Source organism: Aquamicrobium sp., assembly GCF_023954335.1.
Lineage (GTDB): Bacteria > Pseudomonadota > Alphaproteobacteria > Rhizobiales > Rhizobiaceae > Aerobium.
The window spans coordinates 395628-420602 of sequence record NZ_JAMLIE010000002.1; the positions used below are offsets into that span (position 1 = coordinate 395628).

The window sequence follows — 24975 nt, forward strand, 5'->3', positions numbered from 1 at the left end:
CCATGACGATCTCCGACAAGCTCCTGTCCAGGCTCAAGGACCCGTCGCTCGCCATCGACAAGGCTCTGATCGCCGGAGAATGGGTGGCCGCCAGCGACAGCGGCAAGACCTTCGAGGTGACCAATCCCTCTACCGGAGAGGTCATCGCGGTGCTGCCGGACATGAACCGGGCGGAGGCCGCGCGCGCCGTCGACGCAGCCTACATCGCCCAGAAGGCATGGGCGAAGAAGACCGGCAAGGAACGCGCCGCCTTGCTGCGCAGGCTCTACGACCTGATGGTCGCCAATGCCGACGATCTGGCCGCGATCCTAACCATGGAGATGGGCAAGCCGCTGGCGGAGGCCAAAGGTGAGATCCTCTACGGCGCGGCCTATGTCGAGTGGTTCGGCGAAGAGGCCAAGCGCGTCTATGGCGACACGATTCCCGGCCACCAGGCCGACAAGCGCATCATCGTAATCCGGCAGCCGGTCGGCGTCGTCGCGGCGATCACGCCGTGGAACTTCCCCAACGCCATGCTGGCGCGCAAGTTCGCGCCGGCGGTTGCGGCCGGCTGCGCCATGATCTCCAAGCCGGCGGCGGAAACGCCGCTCTCGGCGCTATCGCTGGCCTTGCTGGCGGAGCGTGCTGGCCTGCCGGCGGGCGTCTTCAACGTGGTGCTATCGAAGGATTCGCCTGCTGTCGGCAAGGAGTTCACCGAGAACGACAAGGTGCGCAAGCTGACCTTCACCGGCTCAACCGAGGTCGGCCGCATCCTGATGCGGCAGGGCGCGGACCAGATCATGAAGCTGGGCCTCGAGCTCGGCGGCAACGCGCCCTTCATCGTGTTCGACGACGCCGATCTCGATGCGGCCGTCGAAGGCGCGATGGTTTCGAAATACCGCAACAACGGCCAGACCTGCGTATGCGCCAACCGCATCTATGTCCAGTCGGGCGTCTATGACGCCTTCGCCGGGAAGCTGGCCATGAAGGTCAGCGCAATTAAGGTCGGCGACGGCTTCGAGGACGGCGTCAATGCCGGGCCGCTGATCGACAGGAAAGCGCTCGCCAAGGTCGAGGAGCATATCGGCGATGCCGTGTCGAAAGGCGCGACGGTGGCGCTCGGCGGCAAGCCGGACGCCAGAGGCGGCCTGTTCTTCCAGCCGACCATCCTGACCGGCGTGACGACCGACATGAAGGTCGCCCGCGAGGAGACCTTCGGGCCGGTCGCGCCCCTGTTCAGCTTCGACACCGAGGAGGAGCTGATCGCCATGGCCAACGACACCGAGTTCGGCCTGGCTTCCTATTTCTACGCAAGGGACGTGTCGCGCATCTTCCGCGTGGCCGAGGCGCTCGAATACGGCATGGTCGGTATCAACACCGGCCTGATCTCAACCGAGGTTGCGCCCTTCGGCGGCGTCAAGCAGTCGGGCCAGGGGCGCGAAGGCTCCAAGTACGGCATCGATGACTATGTCGAGATGAAATATCTCTGCTTGAGTATATAGGCATAAAACAACCTCCATAAACGATGTTCTTGTGTCGCCTGCTGCGAAATCGCTCGTATTTTGAGCGCTCGGCGGCACGAATGTCCCCACCATGATTTATTACCCAAAGATCAAATCTCAATAAAGGGAACAACGAGATGGCAACAGGCACCATCGTACTAACAGTCGCGTGCAAATCTAGGAGAGGAATAGTCGCTGCCATTTCCGGCTATTTGGCCGGAATGGGTTGCAACATCGTTGATAGCTCGCAATTTGATGACCTCGAATCCGGCATGTTTTTTATGCGGATCAGTTTCCTTTCCGAGGAAGGCCGCAACCGCACGGAGCTCGAGGAAGGGTTCTCCGAAATAGCGGAAACTTTCGGGATGATCACCGAGATGCACGATGAAACACATCGCATGAAGGTGTTGATCATGGTGTCGCGATTCGGCCATTGTCTGAATGATCTTCTCTATCGCTGGAAGATCGGGGCGTTGCCCATCGATATTGTCGGGGTGGTATCGAACCATTTCGACTACCAGAAAGTCGTCGTGAACCACGATATCCCGTATCATCACATCAAGGTGACGAAAGAGAACAAGTCAAAGGCGGAAGCCGCGCTTGCCGAGTTGATCGAGCAAACAGGCACGGACCTCATAGTTCTCGCCCGCTATATGCAGGTGCTTTCCGATGACCTCTGTCGGAAGATGTCGGGGCGGATCATCAATATCCACCACTCCTTCTTGCCGAGCTTCAAAGGAGCAAATCCGTACAAGCAGGCGTTCGAGCGCGGCGTCAAGCTGATTGGCGCAACTGCCCACTACGTCACCGCCGATCTGGATGAAGGCCCGATCATCGAGCAGGACGTGGCCCGGATATCCCATGCTCAATCGGCCGAGGATTACATCTCGATTGGCCGTGATGTGGAAAGCCAGGTTCTCGCACGCGCCATCCATGCTCATATCCATCATCGGATCTTTATCAATGGAAATCGTACCGTCGTATTTCCGGCAAGCCCCGGCTCGTACGCTTCCGAGCGGATGGGGTGAACGATGTCAAAACTCATCGACGGGAAGGCTGCGGCTCAATCGGTCATAGAGCAGGTGAAATCTGCGACAGGAGTACTGCAGCACGAGACCGGAACTGTTCCCGGCATCGCGGTGGTCATCGTGGGCGAGGACCCCGCAAGCAAGGTCTATGTCGCCTCGAAGTCGAGGATGGCGAAAGAATGCGGATTCCATTCGGTCCAGCATGATCTCTCGACAGAGAGCAGCGAAGTCGACCTGCTCACCCTCATCGGCATTCTCAACGCCGATCCGAGGGTTCACGGCATCCTGGTGCAACTCCCGCTGCCGCCCCACATCGATTCGGGCCGCATCCTGCAGGCGATTGCCCCGGAGAAGGACGTCGACGGTTTCACCTTCGTCAACGTGGGCAAGCTCGGAACCGGTGAGATTGCGAGTGCGTTCGTACCCTGTACGCCGGCAGGCTGCATGATACTTCTTGAGGGAGCACGCGGCCGTGATCTATCCGGCCTGTCGGCTGTGGTGCTCGGTCGCTCGAACATCGTTGGCAAACCAATCGCGAACCTGCTTCTAGCCGCCCATGCTACGGTTACCGTCGCTCACAGCCGGACCAAGGACCTAGCAGCGATCTGCCGCGCCGCCGATATTCTCGTCGCAGCCGTTGGTCGGCCAGAAATGGTCAGGGGTGACTGGATCAAACCAGGAGCAACCGTAATCGACGTCGGCATTAACCGTGTATCGGCCCCAGACAAGGGGCAAGGGAAGACGCGGATTGTGGGTGATGTGGCCTATGCAGAGGCGTCAGAATGGGCAGGCGCCATCACACCTGTTCCAGGTGGCGTTGGCCCGATGACTATTGCGATGCTGATGGCGAATACGGCAAAAGCCGCCTGGATCGCGTCCGGGCTGGAGATCGCAGATTTCGACACGCTCTTGTGTGATCGAGGCCCGTGTGTAACGCCGTCCTAAGCCCTGCCCAGGTTGACGAGATATGATGTGTGATGGCGAATCGCCTCGCTATTTCGGGCAAGCGCCAAGGGGAAAAGCCGTCGACCTGGAATTCAGTCGACCGGCATTAGGCTGCCGGTCGACTCGGGGGCCGTGACAGTCATCTAAGTGGCAAGCACCATATGGCAAGGAAGGGATCGGAACCGGAGCGCATGGCGTGGAAGATGTTTGGAGAGTTGTAGAGCGTTCCGCCCACACCAGGCGAAAACCACTCTTCTCCTTCTCGCCACCACTCGCCCGCGGAAAGCGCGAGATAGGCTTCCTCGGGGGCATGCTGATGGTCAGGGTAGCGGATGTTTGGAGCCATCAATGTCATGCCGATCCACACATCGTCCCGGACCTCCAAGCCAGTCGGTCCGACTAGGATAGCATTCGCGTGGCCATCCCAAAACTCGGGGGCTGACTCGTTGCTGCTCGCACGCTGCGTCCATGTCAACGATGGTCGAAGATGCTCAAACGCATCGGCGACTTTCGCCAGCCCAGCCGATTTCCTGCGTGCGGTTTCCAATGCTGCATCGATAAAACGGCAGACAGGTAGTTGCCTGGGTTCCAGTTCGTTCGTGCGTTCTGCTGGTGTCTTCAACGCCGCTGATATGCGTGAGACAACAGCGATGGTCGACTGCGCGACGTTCGGGTCTGCTCGTATGCAGTTGAAGGTGTGGTCTATAAAATCCTGCAAATCCTTGGACTGATGCGTCATCTGCGCCTCCAAATTTGTCGCAGCCGGCTTGCCTTAGTCCGACTGGCAATGTGTTAAACTGGCTAGAATGAATCGCCGACGCAGACCCAGATCAACTCGGCCGATCCGGGTCCCAGGCTTCTCCACGAGTGCGGCGTACTGCTATTGAAGTAGATGCTATCCCCCTTCGTCAGCACATGGACCCTATTGTCATCAAGGGTGATCTCGAAGGTTCCGGATGTAACGACAATGAACTCTTCGCCGGAGTGCCGGTATGCGCCATTGCTTTGAACGCCGGGTTCCAGCGTCCATCGCTGGCAATCCATGACATCGACGCCGGAACCTAGCCGCTCGATCTGGACGCCGACGCCGAGGCGAGGCAGCAGTACCCCGCGGTCCCGCATCACGATCTCCTGCCCGCTTCGACTTGTGTCCACCCCCATGATTTCGTTCAGTGTCACGCCGAAAAAGGTCGCAATCCGCTTCAGCGCCGGAACGTCTAGGCCAATCGACGTACGCTCAATCGATGCAAGTTGGTTTGCAGTGAGCCCGATGGCGCTTGCAACCTCGCGCTGTGTCAGTCGCCGTGCGGTACGCATCTCGCGCAATAAGCGGCCGATTCCATCGATGCCAGAGACAGGCTCGACATTTCCGGGCGCCGGCAGCGACGTGGCGATCTGGGCTATCGGCATCTTCTTTCGACTGCGCATGCGTTTGATCGAGACCGCTGTCTCCACGTCGGCATGCTTGTACAGCCGCCTCCCGGTGGGGCTATAGGTGGGTTGCAGCAATCCTTTCTGTTCCCACACACGGATGGTCGAAACGGACACGTCGGCTAATCGGGCGACATCAGAGATTTTCAAGGCCGGGGTTCGATCATCGGCGGTAGATGCCTTCTGCGTCTTCGCGGTAGGCGCCTTCCGGGTCCTATCATGCGTCATTCGAAACGGCCTCACGTCCAGCCACAAATACTTCAAAATACAGCTTTCCGACGGCTTTTGGTTACTTCAATCTGACCTACAAATTTTCATCATGAAGCGTGCCGTGAGCTTTCATCCAGCGGCGGCATATGAAGCACTGCGCCGCAGGGATGGCAACCGTTTCCGTCCTCGCATCACTTTCGTCGTAACGACAATAGCGCGTTCGAAAGTGCCTTGACATCCCCTCAAAGCTATATTTTTGTAGCTTTTATCCAAGCTGAGAAGCGCATCTCGAGCTGGGAGCCAACACCTGAATTGCTGTGAGCCCGGGTCGCCTGATCTCGGTTCCCGCCGGTTAGCTATGCCGGCTGGCTGCCTCGATTTGCGGAATGTGCGTCAAGTTTCGATTTCAACGACCCAGGACGGGTCAAACCGGAGGACGAACATGAGGATAGGAACCACCATCTTTTCAGCGGCGTTGCTGCTATCGACTTCTGCGCTCGCCGACCCCGTCTACGGCGGTCGCGCCAACGTCGTCATCCAGCCGGAGCCGCCGGGCCTGATGGTCGGCTTGCTCCAGAACCAGCCGACGCAGATGATCGCGGGGAACATCTACGAAAGCCTGCTGCGCTACGACACTGACCTTCGCCCCATGCCGCAGCTTGCGCATACGTGGAACATTTCCGAGGACGGCCTGACCTATACATTCCAGCTCAACGAAGGCGTCAAATGGCATGACGGCAAGGACTTCACGTCCGAAGACGTGGTGTTCTCGGTGGACGTGTTTCTTCGTGAGACCCACGCTCGGGTGAGGAGCGCACTCCAATATGTGGAATCGATCACTGCGCCGGATGCGCACACCGTCGTCTTCAAGCTGAATCAGCCTTTTGGTCCGTTCATCGGCATGTTCGAGGCTGGAACGATGCCGATGATCCCCAAACACATCTATGAAGGCACGGATTTCCGAAACAACCCCGCCAACAACACTCCCATCGGCACCGGTCCCTTCAAATTCACCGAATGGGTCCGTGGATCGCACGTTCTCCTGACCAAGAATGAGCAGTACTACGAGGAGGGCAAGCCCTATCTCGATGAGATCTACTGGCACGTCATTCCCGACGCGGCCGCGCGCTCGGTTGCGTACGAGACGGGAGTAATCGACATCCTGCCGGGTGGATCGATCGAAAATTTTGACGTCAAGCGTTTGACCGAGCTTGCAAATAGCTGTGTTACCGACAAGGGCTGGGAGTTCTTTGGTCCCCATTCGTGGCTATGGCTCAACAACCGTATCGATCCGATATCGGACGTGCGGTTCCGCAAGGCGATCATGCATGCCATCGATCGCGAGTTCTCTCACCAGGCGCTGTGGAACGGCCTTGGTAAGCTGGCGACCGGGCCGATTTCCTCGTCGACTCGCTTCTACAGCGACGATGTCACCAAGTACGACTACGATCCGGAGAAGGCACGTCAACTGCTGAAGGAAGTCGGCTACGACGGCAGGCCGATACGAATGCTCGCGATGCCATACGGAGAAGTATGGACGCGCTGGGCCGAGGCCGTGAAGCAGAATCTGGAAGAGGTCGGCATTCGCGTCGAAATCGAATCTACCGACGTCGCCGGCTGGAACCAGAGACTGTCCGAATGGGACTATGAGATCGCTTTCACATATCTGTTCCAGTATGGCGATCCCGCGCTTGGCGTCTCGCGCAACTATCTCTCGACGAACATCGCAAAGGGCAATCCCTACAACAATGTTCAGGGTTGGGTGAACGAGGAAGTCGACCGCCTGTTCAATGCTGCGGCGGTTGCGGTGACACCGGAAGAACGCCAGAAGCTCTACACCGAAGCGCAGCAGAAGATTGTCGACGAAGTCCCCGTCGCCTGGCTTCTGGAGCTTGGCCTTCCGACGATTTATCGCTGCAATATCAAGGATCTGATTACGACCGCAGTGGGCGTCAACGACGGCTTCAAGAACGCCTATATCGAGAAATAGGCATGCCTCCAGGGCGAGGGTGCGTCTGTGCTCTCGCCCTGGGGTTGCGCTCGATGCTGCCGTACGGAACCAGGTGAGATAGTGCATGCTTCTTTTCGTTGCTTCGCGGCTGTTGAAGGCTGCGGTGGTCCTGATTGCGATCCTGACGCTGAATTTCCTGCTGATACACGCCGCACCGGGTGACCCTGTGTTTGTCCTGGCCGGCGAGGCGGGAGCTGCTGACGCCCTCTACATCGAGCAACTGCGCGAACGCTTCGGCCTTGATCGTCCGCTGCTTCAACAGCTTGGCATCTATCTAGGCGGCATCCTTCAGTTCGACCTGGGCTTTTCCTATCGCCAGCAGATGCCGGTCATGGACCTGATCCTGCAACGACTCCCGGCGACGCTGCTCCTGACCACAACGGCATTCATAATTGCCCTGACGGTCGGAACGCTGGCGGGTGCGCTCGCCGCCGCGCGCGTTCGAAAGTGGTCCGACACTGTGATCTCAACCGCCGCTCTCTTTTTCTATGCAACGCCACTCTTCTGGGTCGCCTTGATGGCCGTGCTGGTTTTTTCTGTCTACCTGGAGTGGCTGCCGGGCTTCGGCTACGAAACCGTTGGTGGGAGATATACCGGGCTCGACCGGGCGCTCGACATCGGCCGCCATTTGATCCTGCCGGCGACGACCCTGGGGCTCTTCTTCACCGCCGTCTATGTGCGCATGACGCGCGCATCGATGTTGGAAGTTGCCCAACAGGACTTCGTCAAGACGGCTCACGCCAAGGGGCTCAAACCCGGATTAATCCAGCGCCGTCACGTCTTCCGAAACGCCATGCTTCCAGTGGTGACGCTGGCGGGGCTGCAGGCCGGACAGCTCGTCGGTGGCGCGGTCCTGACGGAAACCGTATTCGCCTGGCCAGGTATTGGCCGGTTGATGTTCGAGGCGCTGACGCAACGAGATTACAACGTCCTGCTCGGCGTCTTCTTCGTCTCTGCCGCCATGGTGCTTTTCTTCAATCTGATTACCGACATCCTCTACCGTGTCGTTGATCCCAGGATCCGAGCAGCGTGATGGCTGATTTCTGGAGACGATACCGTCGCAACTACGGAGCCGTCATAGGGCTCGTCGTTCTTGCCTTCGTCATTCTGGTGGCACTAACCGCGCCGCTGATTTTTCCCGACTCTCCGTGGCGAATGGTGCAGCGCCCCTTCCTGCCGCCGTTCGAAATGAGGGCCTATCCGCTCGGCACCGACACGCTCGGTCGAAACGTCATTGCGGGTCTCGCCTATGGAGCGCAGATTTCCCTGCTGATCGGCCTCGTATCGACAATCGTCGCCTTGGTGATCGGCATTCCGATCGGTGCGTTGGCCGGCTATTTCGGCGGCATGGTGGACGATGGCCTCATGCGCTTCACCGAGTTCTTCCAGACGGTTCCGAGCTTCGCGCTGGCGATCGTGCTCGTCGCGATCTTCCAGCCGAGCATCTATTCCATCGTCGGCGCGATCGCGATCGTGAGTTGGCCGCCCGTTGCGCGCCTCGTCCGCGGGGAAGTCCTTTCGCTGCGCTCGCGCGAATATGTCGAGGCGGCGATACTGTCCGGGCAGACCCACTCGACCATCATCTGGCGCCAGATTCTGCCCAACACGCTCTCTCCGATAATCGTGCTGGCGTCTCTCATGGTGGCGACGGCAATCCTGCTCGAGTCCTCGCTTTCGTTTCTGGGGTTGGGCGACCCGAACATGATGTCGTGGGGCTACATGATCGGCGCCGCCCGGACCGTTATCCGGCAGGCTTGGTGGCTGTCCTTTTTTCCCGGGGTCGCGATCCTCCTCACGGTGTTGGCGTTGAACCTCATCGGCGAAGGCTTGAACGACGCACTCAACCCACGCCTGTCCCGGCGGGGGGAGTAGGCGGGCTATGATGACGAAACCTGTCGCACGTATCGACGGCCTCACCGTTGAACTACCCCCTGGAGCCGATCGCCCATACGCAGTCGAGAACGTGAGTTTCGAGTTGCATGCGGGCGAGATTCTCTGCGTCGTCGGCGAGTCTGGGTCGGGCAAGTCGATATCAGCCAACGCCTTGATGGGGTTGCTTCCCGAACTGGTTCGTCCGGTTGCAGGATCGATCACGCTGGGCGACGAGGACCTCCTGAAGAAGTCGCCGAGCGAGCTTCGCGCGTTGCGTGGCAAGCGCATCGCCATGATCTTTCAGGAACCCATGACGGCGCTGAGCCCGTTGATGCGGGTCGCCGACCAGATTTCCGAAGTCTTCGAGGCACATGGTCTCCTGGGCAAACGGGAGCGTGCTGCGCGCGCCCTGGACCTGTTGCGTGAGGTGGGGATCCCCGATCCGGAACTGGCTGCGCGCGCCTACCCTTTCCAACTCTCGGGCGGACAGCGCCAGCGTGTCATGATCGCAATGGCTCTGGCGCTCGAACCGGAGGTCCTGATCGCCGACGAGCCGACGACTGCGCTGGATGTCACGACACAGGCGCAGATCCTGCAACTCATCCGAAGACTTCAACGGGATCGGGGGATGGCGGTGATGTTCATCACCCACGATTTCGGTGTTGTCGCGGAGATCGCCGACCGTGTCACGGTGATGCAGCATGGCCGCATCGTTGAAGCCGGCGCGGTTGACGACGTGCTGATGAGACCCACGCACGACTATACGAAGAGGCTTCTCGCTGCGATTCCGACCGCCGCCGCGGGTCGCCGTGAACCCCACAGGGGCGCTCCACTACTTTCTGTCGAGGGGCTGAACAAGACCTATGTCACGAGGGCATCGCCCTTTCGCAAGCCCCGTGTGGTGGAGGCCGTGAAGGATGTGTCTTTCAATCTCGCGCAGGGAGAAACGCTAGGCATCGTGGGTGAGTCCGGCTCAGGGAAGTCGAGCGTCGGCCGGTGTCTTGTGAGGTTGATGGAAGCCGACACCGGCACCGTTCGGCTTTCAGGTGTCGATATGGCGAGCTTGAAGGGCGAGAAGCTGCGCACCGAGCGTAAGCGCATCCAGATGATCTTTCAGGATCCCTACTCGTCGCTCAACCCTCGCACGCGCGTCGGTCGAATCGTCGCTGAGGGTCCGATAGCGCATGGGCTACCTGCAAGCAGCGCGTATGCCAATGCAGCCAAGCTGCTGGAGATGGTCGGGCTCGAAGCCTCTACGATGCACCGTTATCCGCACGAATTCTCCGGAGGCCAGCGTCAACGTATCGGTATTGCGCGGGCTCTCGCTTTGGAGCCCGAGATAATCATCGCTGACGAAGCAGTTTCTGCACTTGACGTCTCCATACAGGCGCAGGTGCTTGACCTGCTCGATGACCTGAAGAAGCGCCTCCATCTGTCACTCGTTTTCATCACGCATGATCTCCGCGTCGCCGCCAAGATTTGCGACCGTATCGCTGTGATGCAGAAGGGGCAGATCGTTGAGTTGGGCTCCGCGTGGGACATCTTCAACAGGCCGCAGAACGCATACACACAAGCATTGATCGACGCCATTCCTGGGCGAGAAAAGCAATTGATTGCGATTGAAGGAGGATAGATTCCATAACATCGGTGGCACTAACAGTATCTTCTCTTTGCAAGAATTGCATACTGTGGATGTCAATGTGCTTCTATCAAGAAGCTATCTATTGACAGGTAAGTCAGACGGCCGAGTTTCTGAGCCCTTCATTTGAGTGGTTCGGACGCAAAATTGCAAAGGCAAATATACATGGAAATCCCTTCAAGCGTCGATGTCGTAATAATAGGCGGTGGAATTGCCGGCTGCTCTATCGCCTATCATCTGACCAAGATCGGCATCACTGATGTGGTGCTGTGCGAGCGGCGCCAACTGACGAGCGGAACGACCTGGCACGCGGCTGGTCTCGTTACCCAACTGCGCGCGACGCGCCGCATGACCGAATTGGCGCAATACACCGGGGAGTTGTTTGGTCGCATAGAAGAGGAAACGGGGCAGGCCACAGGGTTCCGCCGCACCGGCTCGCTTCGCGTTGCCACGAATGAAGCACGGTACGAAGAGCTGGCGCGCGGCGCATCTATGGGGCGCACTTTTGGACTACCGGTGGAGGCGGTAACACCAGGCGAGATCAGAGAGCGGTGGTCGCCTATCAGCACGGAAGGTATCGTCGGCGGATTCTGGTTTCCCCAGGACGGACAGGTCAATCCGGCCGATGTAACTATGGCCTACGCGAAGGGGGCGCGCATGGGTGGTGCGCGCATCATCGAGAACCTTCCCGTCACCCGCATTCTGGTTGAGAACGGGCGCGCGACTGGCGTGCTCACCGACCAGGGCGAGATCAGGGCGAAGCATGTCATCGTCTGCGGAGGCATGTGGTCGCGTGATCTGGCTGCGCAAGTCGGCGTGACGCTGCCGCTTCATGCTGCGGAGCACTTCTATGTCGTCACCGAGGCGATCCCGAACCTCCCCCGGGACTTGCCTGTTCTTTTCATGAGCGACGAGTGGACCTACTACAAGGAAGATGCCGGAAAGCTGCTGGTGGGCTTTTTCGAGCCTGCGGCTAAGCCGTGGGGGCAGAACGGCATATCCGAGAACTTCTGCTTCGACACGCTGCCCGAAGACATCGAGCACATCGCGCCGCATCTGGAAGCGGCGACGCACCGGGTGCCGCTCCTCGAGCACGCGGGCATGCAGTTGTTCTTCAACGGACCGGAGAGCTTCACGGCCGACAATCGCTACCTCCTCGGCGAGACGCCCGAGGTTGCAGGATTGTTCTGTGCGACGGGGTTCAATTCGATAGGGATTCTCTCGTCCGGGGGGGTGGGCAAAGCGCTTGCGGCGTGGATCCATGATGGCCGCCCTCCGGTGGAACTGATCGACGTCGATGTGCGCCGGACCCAGAGTTTCCAGCGCAACCGCCGGTATCTTCGGGACCGAACGGTCGAGTCCCTCGGTCTGAACTTCGATATGCACTGGCCGAATCGGCAATTCACCACCGCGCGCGGCGTCCGGCGGTCGCCTTTCCACGACCGGCTGCTGGCAGCGGGTGCCTGGATGACCGAGACGGCCGGCTGGGAGCGCCCCGGCTTCTTCAAGACTGGAGGGGAGCCCTCAAGCGTCGAATACTCCTACGGCCGGCCGAGCTGGTTCGGCAATGTGGCCGCGGAATGCCGCAACACCGCCGAGAACGTAGCCATCTTCGATCACTCCTGCTTCGTGAAGTACCTCGTCGAGGGGCCTGACGCGCTTGCAACGCTCAACTGGATCTGCGCGAACGAATGCGATGTGGAGCCGGGGCGCGTCGTATACACGCAATGGCTCAACGAGAACGGCGGCATCGAGGCGGACGTCACGGTCACACGGCTTGCCGCCGACCGGTTCATGGTCGTGACCGTCGCCGCCTCCCAGCGCCGCGATCTCGCATGGTTCAAGCGCCACGTTCCCGACGGCGCCCGCGTCTTCATTACGGATGTCACCTCCGGCCTGTCGATGCTGGCGCTGATGGGACCAAGGGTACGCGAACTCATGGCGCGTGTTTCACCCGACGATTTCAGCAACGAGGCGCTTCCCTTCGGAACAAGCCGCGAAATCGATCTCGGCTATGCCCGGGTGCGCGCCAGCCGGTTGACGTTCGTCGGCGAGCTGGGCTTCGAGATCTATGCCGAGACGGAGGTCGCCGCCCATGTATACGACGAGATAGCGGCGGCCGGGCAGGACCTTGGATTGGCGCCTGCCGGCTTCTTCGCGCTGAACTCGCTGCGCATGGAGAAGGGCTACCGCCACTGGGGACATGACATCGGCGAGGAAGATACACCCTATCAGGCTGGGCTCGGCTTTGCCGTCGCAGTCGACAAGCAAGGCGGTTTTCTCGGTCGCGAGGCGCTGCTTCGGCAGAGAGCCGAAGGGCCGATCCGACGCAGGCTCGTCCAGATCAAGCTGGCGGGCGGTCCGAACGCTCCGATGCTCTACCACCAGGAACCGATCTTGCGGAACGGCGGGATCGTCGGCGCGATCACCTCCGGCGCTTACGGCCATCGTGTCGAGGCGTCGCTTGGGCTCGGCTATGTCGCGAATGAAGGCGGCGTGACCAGGGAGTGGCTGGCGTCGGGCCAATGGGAAGTGGAGATCGCGATGAAGCGATATCCAATCGAGATCCAGTTTGGCGCCTGGTACGACCCGGCCAACGCCAGAGTCCGCAACTGATCAGATCAAATCAACACACATACAAAGAAGACAGGCCAAGATATCCAAAAATTCTGGCCTAGAAATAGGGAGAGGTAGGACAACATGCCTTCGATGCGCCAATCACCATATTTTTCAAGGCAACAGGCCCTCGGTGCGGAGTTCGTCGATCGCATCGGCTTTTCCGCACCCTACCACTATGGCTCGATCCGTGAAGAGCATCTGGCTACTCGTTCAGGAGTGGGAATTTTCGACGTCTACTATCAGGTCATGATCGCGATTATTGGTCAGGATGCTGTCCGATTCCTTGATAGGCTTTGCGTCAACGACATTCTCTCGATGAAACCGGGAGACATCCGCTATTCCTCGATCTGCAATGCCGCTGGCGGCATGATCGACGATCTCACGGTCTTTTGCTTTTCGGAGCGGGACTATCGACTCGCCCCAACACCCGCGCGCGTCACCGCCGTGCTCGCCTGGCTTCACCAGCAGCGGGAAACCGATGATGTCTCGATTGTCAACCTCGGCTATAGGGACGCCTATCTGTCGATCCAGGGACCGAAATCCCACGAGGTTGTTTCAAGCCTGACGGACACGGATGTCGATGGCGAGGCGCTGGGTTATTTCCGGTTTACGTCCGGGGTGTTTGCTGGCGTGCCGGATACGATCATTTCCAGAACCGGCTACTCGGGTGAACGCGGATACGAGATTTTCTATCCCTCCGAATATGCCTGCCACATATGGGACAGCGTCCTAGAGGCCGGAGCGAAATTCGACATCCGCCCGTGCGGCCTGGGCGCTCTCGCGACATTGCGGATGGAGAAAAGATATCCTCTCTACGGGCTCGATATCAACGAGACCACGACCCCGATCGAGGCTGGTCTCGGATGGACATTGCGTAAGAGCAAGGGCGATTTCATAGGGAAACCGGTTCTGCAAGAGCAGAAAGAAAACGGAACAGAACGCCTGCTCGTTCTTCTTGCTGCGGAGGACACTAAGCCGTCCTTTGCAATTGGTGATTCCATTGTTTCCGAGGGGCGTAAGATCGGTGCGGTGACGTCGGCGGCCACCGGCCATCTCGTCGGGCGAAGTCTGGCGATGGGTTACGTTGAAACTCCGTTCGCGACAGACCAGAGGGAACTGGAGATCGTCTCGATCGACGCAACCCGTACAGGGGTACGGGTGTGGCTGAAGCCAATATACGATCCTCAAGGATCAAAGGCACGCCAGTAGGCTTGCATCGCGAGAAGGGCATAGGCGTTCAGACCAGTTGGCTAGTGCCGCCAATGCCTCATCTTGCGACAAGCCGGTCTATGGGGCGTTGCGAAACTCAACGCTGTTTCGGCCGGAATGGTTGGTGGGTCGGATATCCCGCGCGGAAGAGGCGACGGTTGACCCACCAGCAATAGATGTCACTCTCACAAGCCAGAATTGCAATCAATTGCAATTCTACGACCTTCAGCAAGAATAGGGAAAGGAGATCGAATGAGGTGATGACATGAAACGAAAGGACCTAGCCGCTCTGCTCACGCGGGCGGCCGCCGTTATCGAAGACCCCGATAGCGAGACAGGCGCGGAACGCGCTCAACTGGTCGAGGATCTGGTTGCCGCCAGCGCGGAGCTGGAAGGGGCGCTCATCCGAATCCGCTGCACCGATCAGCTGGGCAATATCGCCTACATCATCAAGGAAGGCGGCCAGGTGAGCTGCGTGCTCGCCAACGGTATTCCAGCGGCACTGTCCTATGGCGTCGGTCATGTGAAGGACGAGATGAGCTTGAAGTTCAGTATCGCGGACGCCAACACACCCGAACAAGCCCTTCAGGCTGTCAGGGCCGCGGCCGGCAGCTCTCGCAAGGCGGAGCTGATCTGATGTGGCTCAATCTCGACGACAAGGAGATCGCGATTATCAAGTTCGCCTTGGCTTCAGCCATAGGCGACGGGCCGGCAGTCGATCATGGTGCTGCCATCATCGCGAAAATCCAAGCGAATGAGGCCGAGAACCCGCTGGACGCCGCATATCGCAACGCCGTCGAGACCAATGATGAACTGGAGGTTGATGACGACGCGATCGTCTCTCTCGGCGCCGATCCAGGTGCTTGGGTGCATGCCTGGGTGTGGGTGACGAATGAGCAGATCGGAATTACAGACATCGACGATGCCGATCGCGGAGACGCAAACAACTGCCGTACCTGCGGGGAAAAATACGATCCCTATGGTGACGGCTACGACGGCGAGTGCCCGGACTGCGCTGACAAGACCTATGCGAAGGAGTTCCCGGAGGAGGCCGAATGAAAACCTACCTGTCACCCGATGGGAGCGAGATTCTAGGAACACTCGAGACCCTGATCGGCCGGGCGGAGATCATCGGCATCAACGACGATGGCACCCCGGAATACCAAGGCGGAACCGAGGTATTTTGGAACGCTCAGAAGACGGTGCGGAGGGATGGACAAATCGTCTATCTCGATGAGGCCGGCCGAGAATGGACGTTCGACGAACTGGTTCCGGCTGACATGGAGGAGGACGAGCAGGCTTAGTTGGCTGCGGACAGTGTTTCTGCTTGACGATCTTGCAGTCAATTGCAAATTATTGGCATCCGACCACGATCAGGGAAGCCAAGGAGGGCACCATGAGCAAGAAACCTAACTGGTCAGCAGATCGTCCCCTGAAACCCGACGTCGACCCTATGCTCGACGACCTCTTGGAGGCGCTGAATAGCGATAAGCGCAGCACCTTCGCCAAGGCAAATGTCAGCGGCCTTTCTACATCGACGCTGAACAATTGGCAGAGCCGTAAGGTCCGCCACCCGCAAAGCGTGTCGGTCCAGATGGCCTACCGGATGCTCGGCTACGAACTGAAGCCTGTGAAGATAAAGCGCTGAGGATCGTGCGGTGAATTTCACTCGGCAAGCTGCGGTCGACCTGGCGGGCAAGATCCAGCAACGTGAGGAGCTGCTCAAGCTATACGAAACGCTCTCACCGGCCCGGCCAGATCAGGGTGTCGGAAAATGCAAGCTCCGGGTCTACGCGGGACCATTCGAAGGCCATCTCGAGTGGGTGCATGCCGACGTTCCCAAACTGCTTGTGGAGGAGCTTGTAGCCAGCGGTGAATTGCGCGCCAAGGTCCGGGCAATGATCGCCCGCTTCGGCCGAGAGCTTCGCGCCGCGGGCATCAGCATCGAGGATGCAGATGAGGTCGGCGAGTTCAAAACTTGTTGATCAATTCATTTTGCATTTGATTGCAACTTCATGCCCTGTTCGATGCCTACTGGTGGCCCATTCGGAATCGACACGGATCGGCATATATTGTCCGCATGGCGGGGGAGAAACTGGAAGAGCTTACAGACGCGCAAAGACGTGGATTGTTCGGCAGGGCGATGCTCGATTTTTTACGGGAAACCCAGGCTGTCCAAGGCGTAACGTCAGATTTGAGCCGGCATTGTTTCGACTTCGTCGTGGGATTGGCGATTGTAGTCGGACAAGGCGATGGCAAGGAATTGTCAGTGTCTGACATAGCCGGTTACACCGGGGCTTCGAGATCGACAGCCTGGCGGGCACTGAGGCGGTTGGAAAAGCTGGGTCAGGTAAGGTTTGAGCAGGTCGGAAACCGAAAGGTTGTTCGTCTTTCCTATGTTGACAATCCCGAGGTCGCAGTACGTCTCAAGGCTGCCGCGACAAAGCTGTCCAAGACGATTTATGCGCTCTACCCCTGAGCGTTTCATATTGAACACATGCAAACTCGACATGAACGCTATGAGCTTGCAGAGTGATATAATCGTTTGTTTTCGGAAGATTTTTTACCGCCCGAGTCACGCAGACCCAGCAAGGGCCAGGAGGCTTGTCGTGTCCGATGATGGCAGAACCATAACAGTCCAGTTTGTTGTCACGCTATCGCTGAAGGCAACAGAGGATTTCTTCGATCACGAGTTGCGCGATGCTCTTACGCCGGACGTTGAAATGGCAAACGCCATGCTCGCAGAGGCGGGTCTGGCCGTCGAGGTCATTGACATATCGTCCCAGGAGGTTTTCTCGGCATAAACTGCAATTGATTGCAAAATAATCTTGCAATTGGCTGCATAAACCGTACCGTGGGGACATTCAAAACAGCGCCAGTTTACACCAAGGAGGGTGACGATGGCCGAGAAGAAACCCACGCAATTGCATGCCCTGTTGGCCGTCGAAGCTGACCTGACCAACACCGCGAAGGCGGTCCTTGAGGAAACGGTCACGACGTTTGCGAAGAAGCCCGACCACTTCCGCGGTCACGTCAAAGCGGTGACCTACTTCAACGAGGCCCGCGTCCAGGAGAACGAACGCGAGGAGAAGAAGCTGGTCACGACGGTCGACGACAAGCTCGAATTCACGCTCGATCACGTCGCTCGTCTCTACGACGCGCTCCTCCAGAAGGAGGAAGCAAACCAGCGCGCCAAGATCGACCTCGTCATCGACGGCGAAGTCATCGGCACCGATCTTCCGGCCACCTTCCTGCTCGGCCTGGAAAACCGCCTGAAGAGCGTCCACCAGACGATCCTCACGGCCCCCACGCTCGACCCGTCGCTGATCTGGGAGGAAGACCAGAATGCCGGCGAAGGTGTCTACCGCTCGACCCCGCAGGTATCGAAGCGCACCGAGAAGGACACGCAGTTCAAGGTGCTCGCGGCCGCCACCGACAAGCATCCGGCCCAGATCGAGAAATGGACGGTCGACGTCCCGGTCGCCAAGATCGAAACCACGCATGTCTCAGGCATGTGGACGCCGGCCAAGAAAGCCGAAGTGCTGGCGCGGGTCGACAAGCTGATGAATGCGGTCAAGAAGGCTCGCCAGATGGCCAACACGGTCGAGGTCGACAAGATCCAGGTCGGCCAGAAGATCAAGGATTACCTTCTCGGCGCCTAAGCCGGGATTGCGACGGGTGGTCCGCCCCAGCCCCCCCGCTCAGGATCACCCGTCGCAGCTGTTTCGAGGCCGAGCCTTTCTGGCCGCCTCACCAAGGACCCATAGGGGTTAGTATTGTTGTCAGTCTAAAAGCCGGCCCCGCTTTCGAGCGGTTAGCCGGAGGTCAGTATCCTGGTCAGTCTTGTGCCCCTCAGTTTGAGCACAGATGCGACGGCAGAAGGTAGCGAAGGTCGTTAGATATCGCCAGTCGCGGGTTCGAGTCCCGCCACCCCACCCAATCACCCACGATTGGATCAGATGATGGGGTGTAACTCAGTGGTAGAGTTGGTGATCACGTCAGTAAGAGACCGACGGACAGCCGGAGCCGAAACGGACTAGATGGTAGCTCAGTTGGAAGAGCAATTGGCTTGAAACCAATCGGTCGCGGGTTCGATCCCCGCACATCAAAAGGGCGGTGATGGTGCGGAATGCCATCATCGCCCGCATTGTGTCCACGAAACGACGGCAATTAATTTGCAATTGATTGCAAATTACCTAAGATCATGAGGCCCAACCAAGGAGGGTCCAGGTGCCGAAGTTCCGAGTCGTTAAAGGCCACGATGCATGGGCCAAATACGCCACTACCGTTGAGGCCGAAACCGCCGAAGAGGCTGATGTGATCGCTATGGATCGCTTCTACGAAGGCGCGTGGGAAGAAGACGGTGTCGCTGAGTTCGACGACTATCAGTTGATGGAAGGCGAGACCGAGGAAATCAAAGACGAAGGAGAAGAACATGCCGAAACTGCGTAATGGCGGTACGGACACCGAGAAGCTCGCCCAATGGTTTGGGCGCAAGTGCCGGAACCACAATCCGCTCGAGGAGCTGGGTGTCGCCAAGGCGAATACCCGCGCCAACATCTACAAGGCAAAGACGAAGGGCGACCTCGGCGTCGTGAAGGACGATCCGTCGACGGTCGTCTATCACGCGGCCGGCCGGGCTTTCGAGATCAAGATCCAGGAAGTCGAACCCGATAAGTACCAGCCTGAACAGCTTGCCGCTGTCGGCTACTGATCCCTTCGGGGATCGAGAGACGGGGCCACTAGGTTAGGGAGGGAATCCTGAACCTCCGCAGCGATGATCCGACAAGGCCGGGGAGCTGCTAGTTGGCCGATAGCGCCGGGAGCGCCGGTTCTATCCCGGTGCGCGCCCCGTCTCTCGCATCAATTCAAGCGCAGGGAGGGCCGGGTGGCCATCGTTATCAAGAAGAAGGCGTCGACCAAGGCGCCCGCCAGAGTGGTGGAGCCCGACGAGCTTGTGGCTCCGCGCTCGATTGAGCCGGCCGTGCCGGAGCGCCCCGTCTCCTGGAGAGACTTGCCCATCGCTTCGTCTATCGAGGAATTATGGGCTGCCAAATCGAACACGATGAGGCCGCCCGACCCGACGAGCTGCGATCTCTGTGGCCACTCCTATGCATTCCCATGCCACGGCAAGGCCGAAAACTGCATGAACGCCAAATGGGCGCGGGAGACCGGAAAGCAGGTTCCTTGACGGTTGCTGTATCGCTGTATATTTTGCAATCAATTGCAAAATACGTTGATCGTTGGTGCTCATCCGAGACAGATCGACGTCCAGCCTCTCCGCGTCAGGGTAGTTTCATTTCCACTGATCGGAGGAGCATCTTTCCGCAGGATGCCATGCCGATTGTGATCCGAAAGAAGGCGAGCAGGCCGACCGACGTTGCTCCAATCGCTCCGATCGCGGAGCGTGGACCCGCTCGCAAGAAGCAGCCCGTCGCAGAAGTAGATCGTCCCTTACGAGAAATCGCGCTGAGCATCGCAAGGACTCTTGCACGTCAGGCTGCTAGACGCGATCATGCTGCCCTATACCCCGAGGGCGATGGAACCAATGTCTAAGGCTGCTGTCTACGCGCGTTTTTCCACTGAACTTCAGAGTGATCGTTCGATTGAAGACCAGATTGTCTTGTGCAGGTCATTTGCTGACCGTGAAGGCTATCAGGTCGTCGGATGCTATGAGGATCGGGCGAAAAGCGGCGGCTCCATCTTCGGGCGCGATGGCCTGCAGCAAATGCTCTCCGACGCGACGAACAAGAAGTTCGACGTCATCATTGTCGAGGCGCTGGACCGTCTGTCGCGCGACATGGAAGACCTCGCGGGCATCCACAAGCGCCTCCAGTTCCTCGGTATCCGCCTGATCGCCGTCCATGATGGCGAGGTAAACACCGTCCTCGTCGGCCTGCGCGGGCTCGTGGGCCAGATGTTCCGCGAGGACAACGCCCACAAGGTCCGCCGCGGTCTTGCTGGCCGCGTCAAGAGCGGGCTCTCGGCCGGCGGTAGGGCTTATGGCTATCGACCGAACCCGATGAAGAAGGGCGAGTTGCTCATCCAGGAGGACGAGGCCGAAGTCATCCGAAAGATCTACCGCGAGTTTGCCGGCGGCAAGTCCCCGCGCGCGATCGCGAAGGAGCTGAACCATCGGGGCGTCGCGCCCCCGCGCGGGACTGTCTGGTCGTCGACGACGCTCAACGGCAACGCATCCAGGGGCAACGGCATCCTCCGCAACCCGATCTACGGGGGCAAGATCGTCTGGAACCGCGTCCGCATGATCAAGGACCCAAGCACAGGGAAGCGCGTGAGCCGGGTTAACCCGCCCGACCAGTGGGAGTTCGTCGACCGCCCCGATCTTCGCATCGTTGACGAGGCGCTGTTCGCGAAGGTGCAGGCCCGCAAGGAGGAGACGGCGCACTCGATGAAGCCGTTCTACGAGCAGCGCCGGCCGAAGCGCCTCCTGTCCGGCCTGCTCAAGTGCGGGTCGTGCGGAGGGGGCATGAGCGCCTATGGCGGTGACAAGTCGAAGCGCACCCGGATACGCTGCACCGGCTACACGCAGGCTGGCTCCTGCGAAAACCCCTCAAGCTACTATGTCGACGAGATCGAGGATGCCGTGCTCGGCCACCTGCGCAAGGAGCTGAAGGAGCCGGACGTCCTGTCGGAATACCTGCGTCAATACCACGAAGAGCGCCAGCGGCTTGAACGTGCGCGCAATCGCCAGCGGAGCGCGTTGGAAAAGCGTCTGGCCGACGTCATTGCCGAGGGTCGACGCTACGCCGCGCGGTTCAGTCAGGGCATTGGCCACGATGAATTCAATTTGCAGCGCGCGGCCGAGTTGTCGAAGGAAAAGCGCGAGATCGAAGAGAAGCTGGTGGATGCGCCCCCCGCTCAGAACGTCATCGAGCTTATTCCGGCTTCGCTGAAGTTCTACGACCGCCAGATTGCGCACTTGGCGAAGGCGATCGGGACGACGGTGCAGGAGGGCGATCTCGAGGCCGCCCAGGCGATCCGTGAAATTATCAGCCAGGTGGTCATAACGCCCGGAGATCGGGCGGCTGGCGTTCGCTACACCATCGAAATCAAGGGGGACCTCGCGACCATGCTTGGCCAATGTCAAGAGGCTGCCGCGAGAATTAATATAGATGGTAGCGGAGGACGGATTCGAACCGCCGACACAAGGATTATGATTCCTCTGCTCTAACCGACTGAGCTACTCCGCCCCAGTGGTCAGGATGTCGCTGGCATGTCGCGACGACGGCTGGCCCTGACCGAAGGTCGCGCGGATATACGGTGGCTCCGGTCCGGCTGTCAAGCATCCGGGGCAATTGCGACCAGGTCTTTCCGGGCGTGTCGTTTTCGGGCGTTGCGGGGTTGAGTTCGCTCCGGCGCACGATTATGTCTCTCCCGCTAGGTCTTTCGGTCAAACTGTTCATGAAACCGCGTATCGCTGTCCTTGGATGCGGCTATTGGGGCTCGAACCACATCCGCACCCTCAAATCCCTGGGCGCGCTCTATGCCGTTTCGGACGCCAATGCCGCGCGCGCCGAAGGCTTCGCCAGCGAACAGGATTGCCTTGCCATCGACCCGGATGAATTGTTCGGGCGCGAGGACGTCGACGCCATCGTCATGGCGCTGCCGCCGCAGTTCCATGCCGCGTCGGCGATCCGCGCCGTCGAGGCCGGCAAGGACGTGCTGGTCGAGAAGCCGATCGCGCTCAACGTCGCCGATGCCGAGCGCGCGGTGGCCGCGGCCGCGGCCAACGGCCGGGTGTTCATGGTCGGCCACGTCCTGCGCTTCCACCCCGCCTTCGAGCAGCTGAAGCAGCTGATCGACGACGGCGAGCTGGGCACGGTCAAGTACATCCATTCCCATCGTCTCGGCCTCGGCAAGTTCCACACCGAGAACGACGCGCTGTGGGATCTGGCGCCGCACGATTTGTCGATGATCCTCGCGATCACCGGGGTGGCGCCGGTCGAGATCCGCGGCGAGGGCGCGGCGCTGCTCGACCATCTCAGCGACTTCGCGCATCTGCACATGCGCTTTCCCGGCGGGCTGCGCAGCCATCTGTTCACCTCGCGCCTCAATCCCTATCGCGAGCGGCGGCTGACCGTGGTCGGCACGCGGGCGATGGCGGTGTTCGACGATGTCGAGCCGTGGGAGCGCAAGCTCGCCGTCTACCGCCATGCGGTCTGGCAGGACAGCGGCCATTGGGCGTTCACGGCCAACGAGCCGTCCTACGTGCCGGTGGCGTCCGGCATGCCGCTGACGCGCGAGCTGGAGCATTTCATCGACTGCATCCGCACGCGCGCCCACCCGCGCACGGATGGCGAGGAAGCGATCGGCGTGCTGCGCATCCTGACTGCCGGAACCGTCATCCACGACTGACGCACTTTGCGGCTGGCAGGACGTCCGGCGCCGCATGGAACAGTCAAATCGAACAGATAGAGCGACGAGGACGGCATTCGCCAGAATGCCGTCGCTTGAACCGTTTCCGGTTCGCAAAAGACCGCGGCCGGCGTTCCGAAGCCGTCGGCGAAGGTCGAAAAATCAGGCGCTGCGACGGGCGCTCGCCGATGCGGCGAGCCGCGACAGCATCGCTTCGGCCTCGGCGCTGCGCTCGGAGCGGCTGATGAAGCCGCCGCCGAGCACCCGCGCCTCGTCGCCGTCGTCGCTGTAGAGCACGCAGGCCTGGCCGGGGGCGACGCCGGTCTCGCCGTCGGCGAGTTCGACCCAGACGGTGCTCGCCTCGTGGTGGAGCGTCGCCGGGCGCGGCGGGCGCGAGGAGCGCACCCGGGCGAAGACGTCGAGCCCTTCCGGCGGCAGCGCGTCCAACGGGCCGTCGCCCAGCCAGTTCATGTCGCGCAGGAACACCTTGTGCGTCTCCAGCGCCTCGCGCGGGCCGACGACGACGCGCGCCCGCTCGGCGTCGAGATGCACGACATAGAGCGGCTCGCCGGAGGCGATGCCGATGCCGCGCCGCTGGCCGATCGTGTAGCGCACGATGCCTTCGTGGCGGCCGAGCACCCGGCCGTCGATATGGACGATTTCGCCCGGCGCGGCGGCCGTCGGCTTCAGCCGGGCGATGATGTCGGAATACTTGCCCTGCGGCACGAAGCAGATGTCCTGGCTGTCCTGCTTGGCGGCGACGATGAGCCCCATCGCCTCGGCCGCCTCGCGCACCTGCGGCTTCGACAGGCCGCCGAGCGGGAAGCGCAGGAAGTCGATCTGCTCCTGCGTGGTGGCGAACAGGAAATAGCTCTGGTCGCGGTCGGCGTCGACGGGCCGGTAGAGCGCGCGGTGGGCGCGCCCGGTGGCACCCCCGGCGGTACCATTGACGCGCGAGCGGATGTAGTGGCCGGTGGCGAGCGCGTCGGCGCCGAGCTCGCGCGCGGTCTCGAGCAGGTCGGCGAACTTGACCGTCTGGTTGCAGGCGACGCAGGGGATCGGCGTCTCGCCGGCGACGTAGCTTTCGGCGAACGGGTCGATGACCGCCTTGCGGAACCGCTCCTCGTAGTCGAGCACGTAATGCGGGATGCCCAGCGTCTCGGCGACGCGGCGGGCGTCGTCGATGTCCTGCCCGGCGCAGCAGGAGCCGGCGCGATGGACGCTGGCGCCATGGTCGTAGAGCTGGAGCGTCACGCCGACCACGTCGTAGCCCTCGCGCTTCAGGAGGCCGGCGACGACGGAGGAATCGACCCCGCCCGACATCGCGACGACGACGCGCGTGTCCTGCGGCAGGCCGGAAAGGTCGAGGCTGTTCAGGGCGGGGGAGTCCGCTGGCATTGTCGTTGCTCCGGCGGTCGGGCTGCCGCTGCGCCGGCCGGCGCATGCTTCGGGGTTGCCTTCCGCTTTCCTTGCGGGCCGGGATAATCCGACAACCGGCATCCACTTTTTCGGCCGCTGCTCTAATGCCCGCCCGGGCAATATAGGTCAAGCGCGCGGCGAGCGCCACGGCCCGCGCCGCCATGGCGGGCGGCCGATCTGTCGCATTCGACTAAAATGACCGGGCAAACCCTAACGCGGGATTCAGATTCCTTACTTATGAATTAGGACGCGCTTAGGCAATTTTTAAAGGCGGCGCGCTAGCATCTGCGTCGATTGGTGCTTTGAGTAAGTGTAGAGAGTACGATGACCGATCTGGTTAGAATGCGGGTGAAGTATGTCATCGGGCCTGACGGCAGCCCGCTAACCATAGCCGATCTGCCCCCGTCGAATACGCGGCGCTGGGTCATCAGGCGCAAGGCGGAAGTGGTGGCCGCCGTCCGCGGCGGGCTTCTCAGCCTCGAGGAGGCCTGTCAGCGCTACAAGCTGACGGTCGAGGAGTTCCTGTCGTGGCAGGCTTCGATCGACGAATACGGCCTCGCCGGCCTGCGCACCACGCGAATCCAGCAATACCGCCACTGATCCGCAGCTGAATCCCATAAAACGCCGCGCGTCTTCCCGGCAGGAAGGCGCGCGGATTTTGCCGTTTGCATTCGCGGCGGGAAACCGCCACATCTGCGGCGACGATCCATGACGCGCGGAACGCGCCGCTCGGCC

The 24975-nt window shown here is 60.3% G+C and carries 26 protein-coding genes, 2 tRNA genes and 1 pseudogene; 24 read left to right on the forward strand and 5 right to left on the reverse strand.

What is annotated here, in order from left to right; all coding sequences use genetic code 11:
• The first annotated feature begins 2 nt into the window (after positions 1–2).
• From M9945_RS14575 to M9945_RS14585, 3 genes are all read left to right on the forward strand, one after another.
• Positions 3–1481: an NAD-dependent succinate-semialdehyde dehydrogenase gene (locus M9945_RS14575; protein ID WP_367928911.1), complete on the forward strand. Its 1479-nt coding sequence runs from the start codon at positions 3–5 to the stop codon at positions 1479–1481.
• Between the two features lie 137 nt (positions 1482–1618).
• On the forward strand, positions 1619–2509 hold the full coding sequence (gene purU / locus M9945_RS14580; protein WP_367928912.1) for a formyltetrahydrofolate deformylase: 891 nt from the start codon (positions 1619–1621) through the stop codon (positions 2507–2509).
• Between the two features lie 3 nt (positions 2510–2512).
• Entirely contained in the window at positions 2513–3454 is a 942-nt protein-coding gene (locus M9945_RS14585; RefSeq protein WP_367928913.1) for a bifunctional methylenetetrahydrofolate dehydrogenase/methenyltetrahydrofolate cyclohydrolase, read from the forward strand.
• Between the two features lie 139 nt (positions 3455–3593).
• Here M9945_RS14585 and M9945_RS14590 read toward each other — a convergent pair whose 3' ends face one another.
• Complete coding sequence (locus tag M9945_RS14590) at positions 3594–4193, reverse strand: dimethylsulfonioproprionate lyase family protein (RefSeq protein ID WP_367928914.1); 600 nt, start codon at positions 4191–4193, stop codon at positions 3594–3596.
• A 62-nt stretch (positions 4194–4255) separates the two neighbouring features.
• On the reverse strand, positions 4256–5035 hold the full coding sequence (locus M9945_RS14595) for a cupin domain-containing protein (RefSeq protein WP_367945205.1): 780 nt from the start codon (positions 5033–5035) through the stop codon (positions 4256–4258).
• Between the two features lie 502 nt (positions 5036–5537).
• On the opposite strand from M9945_RS14595, the gene M9945_RS14600 reads away from it, so the two are divergent.
• The 19 genes and pseudogenes from M9945_RS14600 to M9945_RS14690 all read left to right on the forward strand — a co-directional run.
• Positions 5538–7085, forward strand: coding sequence for an ABC transporter substrate-binding protein (locus M9945_RS14600; protein WP_367928916.1), 1548 nt, complete (start codon positions 5538–5540; stop codon positions 7083–7085).
• Between the two features lie 85 nt (positions 7086–7170).
• On the forward strand, positions 7171–8139 hold the full coding sequence (locus M9945_RS14605) for an ABC transporter permease (RefSeq protein WP_367928917.1): 969 nt from the start codon (positions 7171–7173) through the stop codon (positions 8137–8139).
• Positions 8139–8978, forward strand: coding sequence for an ABC transporter permease (locus M9945_RS14610; protein WP_367928918.1), 840 nt, complete (start codon positions 8139–8141; stop codon positions 8976–8978). The genes M9945_RS14605 and M9945_RS14610 overlap by 1 nt, the downstream gene beginning before the upstream one ends.
• A 10-nt stretch (positions 8979–8988) precedes the next feature.
• Positions 8989–10611, forward strand: coding sequence for an ABC transporter ATP-binding protein (locus M9945_RS14615; protein ID WP_367928983.1), 1623 nt, complete (start codon positions 8989–8991; stop codon positions 10609–10611).
• Positions 10612–10782: 171 nt separating this feature from the next.
• Positions 10783–13233, forward strand: coding sequence for an FAD-dependent oxidoreductase (locus M9945_RS14620; protein WP_367928919.1), 2451 nt, complete (start codon positions 10783–10785; stop codon positions 13231–13233).
• 84 nt (positions 13234–13317) lie between these two features.
• Positions 13318–14445 carry a glycine cleavage system aminomethyltransferase GcvT gene (gene gcvT, locus M9945_RS14625; RefSeq protein WP_367928920.1) on the forward strand — a complete coding sequence of 376 codons (1128 nt, stop codon included), beginning with the start codon at positions 13318–13320 and terminating at the stop codon, positions 14443–14445.
• 265 nt (positions 14446–14710) lie between these two features.
• Positions 14711–15082: a hypothetical protein gene (locus tag M9945_RS14630; RefSeq protein ID WP_367928921.1), complete on the forward strand. Its 372-nt coding sequence runs from the start codon at positions 14711–14713 to the stop codon at positions 15080–15082.
• Entirely contained in the window at positions 15082–15504 is a 423-nt protein-coding gene (locus tag M9945_RS14635) for a hypothetical protein (RefSeq protein ID WP_367928922.1), read from the forward strand. The genes M9945_RS14630 and M9945_RS14635 overlap by 1 nt, the downstream gene beginning before the upstream one ends.
• Positions 15501–15749 carry a hypothetical protein gene (locus M9945_RS14640; RefSeq protein ID WP_367928923.1) on the forward strand — a complete coding sequence of 83 codons (249 nt, stop codon included), beginning with the start codon at positions 15501–15503 and terminating at the stop codon, positions 15747–15749. Before M9945_RS14635 ends, M9945_RS14640 begins: the two co-directional genes overlap by 4 nt.
• 92 nt (positions 15750–15841) lie before the next feature.
• Positions 15842–16093 carry a hypothetical protein gene (locus tag M9945_RS14645; RefSeq protein ID WP_367928924.1) on the forward strand — a complete coding sequence of 84 codons (252 nt, stop codon included), beginning with the start codon at positions 15842–15844 and terminating at the stop codon, positions 16091–16093.
• A 10-nt stretch (positions 16094–16103) separates the two neighbouring features.
• Positions 16104–16430, forward strand: coding sequence for a hypothetical protein (locus M9945_RS14650; RefSeq protein WP_367928925.1), 327 nt, complete (start codon positions 16104–16106; stop codon positions 16428–16430).
• A gap of 95 nt (positions 16431–16525) precedes the next feature.
• Entirely contained in the window at positions 16526–16924 is a 399-nt protein-coding gene (locus tag M9945_RS14655) for a helix-turn-helix transcriptional regulator (protein WP_367928926.1), read from the forward strand.
• Between the two features lie 130 nt (positions 16925–17054).
• Positions 17055–17249 carry a hypothetical protein gene (locus M9945_RS14660; protein ID WP_367928927.1) on the forward strand — a complete coding sequence of 65 codons (195 nt, stop codon included), beginning with the start codon at positions 17055–17057 and terminating at the stop codon, positions 17247–17249.
• 96 nt (positions 17250–17345) lie between these two features.
• A complete protein-coding gene (locus M9945_RS14665; protein ID WP_367928928.1) occupies positions 17346–18107 on the forward strand; it encodes a hypothetical protein in 762 nt (253 codons plus the stop codon).
• A gap of 374 nt (positions 18108–18481) precedes the next feature.
• A tRNA-Ser gene (locus tag M9945_RS14670) sits at positions 18482–18555 on the forward strand.
• 120 nt (positions 18556–18675) lie between these two features.
• Positions 18676–18897, forward strand: a complete 222-nt coding sequence (locus tag M9945_RS14675; RefSeq protein WP_367928929.1) for a hypothetical protein — start codon at positions 18676–18678, stop codon at positions 18895–18897.
• Positions 18881–19159: a hypothetical protein gene (locus M9945_RS14680; RefSeq protein WP_367928930.1), complete on the forward strand. Its 279-nt coding sequence runs from the start codon at positions 18881–18883 to the stop codon at positions 19157–19159. The genes M9945_RS14675 and M9945_RS14680 overlap by 17 nt, the downstream gene beginning before the upstream one ends.
• 174 nt (positions 19160–19333) lie before the next feature.
• The gene (locus tag M9945_RS14685; RefSeq protein ID WP_367928931.1) at positions 19334–19636 is read left to right on the forward strand and encodes a hypothetical protein; all 303 of its coding nucleotides are present in this window, start codon (positions 19334–19336) and stop codon (positions 19634–19636) included.
• Positions 19637–19993: 357 nt separating this feature from the next.
• Positions 19994–21007 (forward strand): annotated as a pseudogene (locus M9945_RS14690) (recombinase family protein); the annotation flags it as partial.
• 9 nt (positions 21008–21016) lie between these two features.
• On the opposite strand, the gene M9945_RS14695 reads toward M9945_RS14690, so the two are convergent.
• Together M9945_RS14695 and M9945_RS14700 are read right to left on the reverse strand one after the other, a co-directional pair.
• Positions 21017–21553, reverse strand: a complete 537-nt coding sequence (locus M9945_RS14695; RefSeq protein WP_367928932.1) for a hypothetical protein — start codon at positions 21551–21553, stop codon at positions 21017–21019.
• Positions 21554–21579: 26 nt separating this feature from the next.
• A tRNA-Met gene (locus M9945_RS14700) sits at positions 21580–21656 on the reverse strand.
• Positions 21657–21867: 211 nt separating this feature from the next.
• Between M9945_RS14700 and M9945_RS14705 the strand changes: the two genes are divergently transcribed.
• The gene (locus M9945_RS14705) at positions 21868–22821 is read left to right on the forward strand and encodes a Gfo/Idh/MocA family protein (protein ID WP_367945206.1); all 954 of its coding nucleotides are present in this window, start codon (positions 21868–21870) and stop codon (positions 22819–22821) included.
• 162 nt (positions 22822–22983) lie between these two features.
• Here M9945_RS14705 and mnmA read toward each other — a convergent pair whose 3' ends face one another.
• Positions 22984–24198: a tRNA 2-thiouridine(34) synthase MnmA gene (gene mnmA, locus M9945_RS14710; RefSeq protein ID WP_367945589.1), complete on the reverse strand. Its 1215-nt coding sequence runs from the start codon at positions 24196–24198 to the stop codon at positions 22984–22986.
• Positions 24199–24564: 366 nt separating this feature from the next.
• Here mnmA and M9945_RS14715 point away from each other — a divergent pair, with 366 nt between their 5' ends.
• On the forward strand, positions 24565–24840 hold the full coding sequence (locus tag M9945_RS14715; RefSeq protein ID WP_367928935.1) for a DUF1153 domain-containing protein: 276 nt from the start codon (positions 24565–24567) through the stop codon (positions 24838–24840).
• The last annotated feature ends 135 nt before the right edge of the window (positions 24841–24975 follow it).

Bases quoted from the DNA above. Each gene is read 5' to 3' on its own strand.
- M9945_RS14575 (WP_367928911.1), top strand. From the start codon at position 3: ATGACGATCTCCGACAAGCTCCTGTCCAGGCTCAAGGACCCGTCGCTC.
- purU (WP_367928912.1), top strand. From the start codon at position 1,619: ATGGCAACAGGCACCATCGTACTAACAGTCGCGTGCAAATCTAGGAGA.
- M9945_RS14585 (WP_367928913.1), top strand. From the start codon at position 2,513: ATGTCAAAACTCATCGACGGGAAGGCTGCGGCTCAATCGGTCATAGAG.
- M9945_RS14590 (WP_367928914.1), bottom strand. From the start codon at position 4,193: ATGACGCATCAGTCCAAGGATTTGCAGGATTTTATAGACCACACCTTC.
- M9945_RS14600 (WP_367928916.1), top strand. From the start codon at position 5,538: ATGAGGATAGGAACCACCATCTTTTCAGCGGCGTTGCTGCTATCGACT.
- M9945_RS14605 (WP_367928917.1), top strand. From the start codon at position 7,171: ATGCTTCTTTTCGTTGCTTCGCGGCTGTTGAAGGCTGCGGTGGTCCTG.
- M9945_RS14610 (WP_367928918.1), top strand. From the start codon at position 8,139: ATGGCTGATTTCTGGAGACGATACCGTCGCAACTACGGAGCCGTCATA.
- M9945_RS14615 (WP_367928983.1), top strand. From the start codon at position 8,989: ATGACGAAACCTGTCGCACGTATCGACGGCCTCACCGTTGAACTACCC.
- M9945_RS14620 (WP_367928919.1), top strand. From the start codon at position 10,783: ATGGAAATCCCTTCAAGCGTCGATGTCGTAATAATAGGCGGTGGAATT.
- gcvT (WP_367928920.1), top strand. From the start codon at position 13,318: ATGCCTTCGATGCGCCAATCACCATATTTTTCAAGGCAACAGGCCCTC.
- M9945_RS14630 (WP_367928921.1), top strand. From the start codon at position 14,711: ATGAAACGAAAGGACCTAGCCGCTCTGCTCACGCGGGCGGCCGCCGTT.
- M9945_RS14635 (WP_367928922.1), top strand. From the start codon at position 15,082: ATGTGGCTCAATCTCGACGACAAGGAGATCGCGATTATCAAGTTCGCC.
- M9945_RS14640 (WP_367928923.1), top strand. From the start codon at position 15,501: ATGAAAACCTACCTGTCACCCGATGGGAGCGAGATTCTAGGAACACTC.
- M9945_RS14645 (WP_367928924.1), top strand. From the start codon at position 15,842: ATGAGCAAGAAACCTAACTGGTCAGCAGATCGTCCCCTGAAACCCGAC.
- M9945_RS14655 (WP_367928926.1), top strand. From the start codon at position 16,526: ATGGCGGGGGAGAAACTGGAAGAGCTTACAGACGCGCAAAGACGTGGA.
- M9945_RS14665 (WP_367928928.1), top strand. From the start codon at position 17,346: ATGGCCGAGAAGAAACCCACGCAATTGCATGCCCTGTTGGCCGTCGAA.
- M9945_RS14680 (WP_367928930.1), top strand. From the start codon at position 18,881: ATGCCGAAACTGCGTAATGGCGGTACGGACACCGAGAAGCTCGCCCAA.
- M9945_RS14705 (WP_367945206.1), top strand. From the start codon at position 21,868: ATGAAACCGCGTATCGCTGTCCTTGGATGCGGCTATTGGGGCTCGAAC.
- M9945_RS14715 (WP_367928935.1), top strand. From the start codon at position 24,565: ATGACCGATCTGGTTAGAATGCGGGTGAAGTATGTCATCGGGCCTGAC.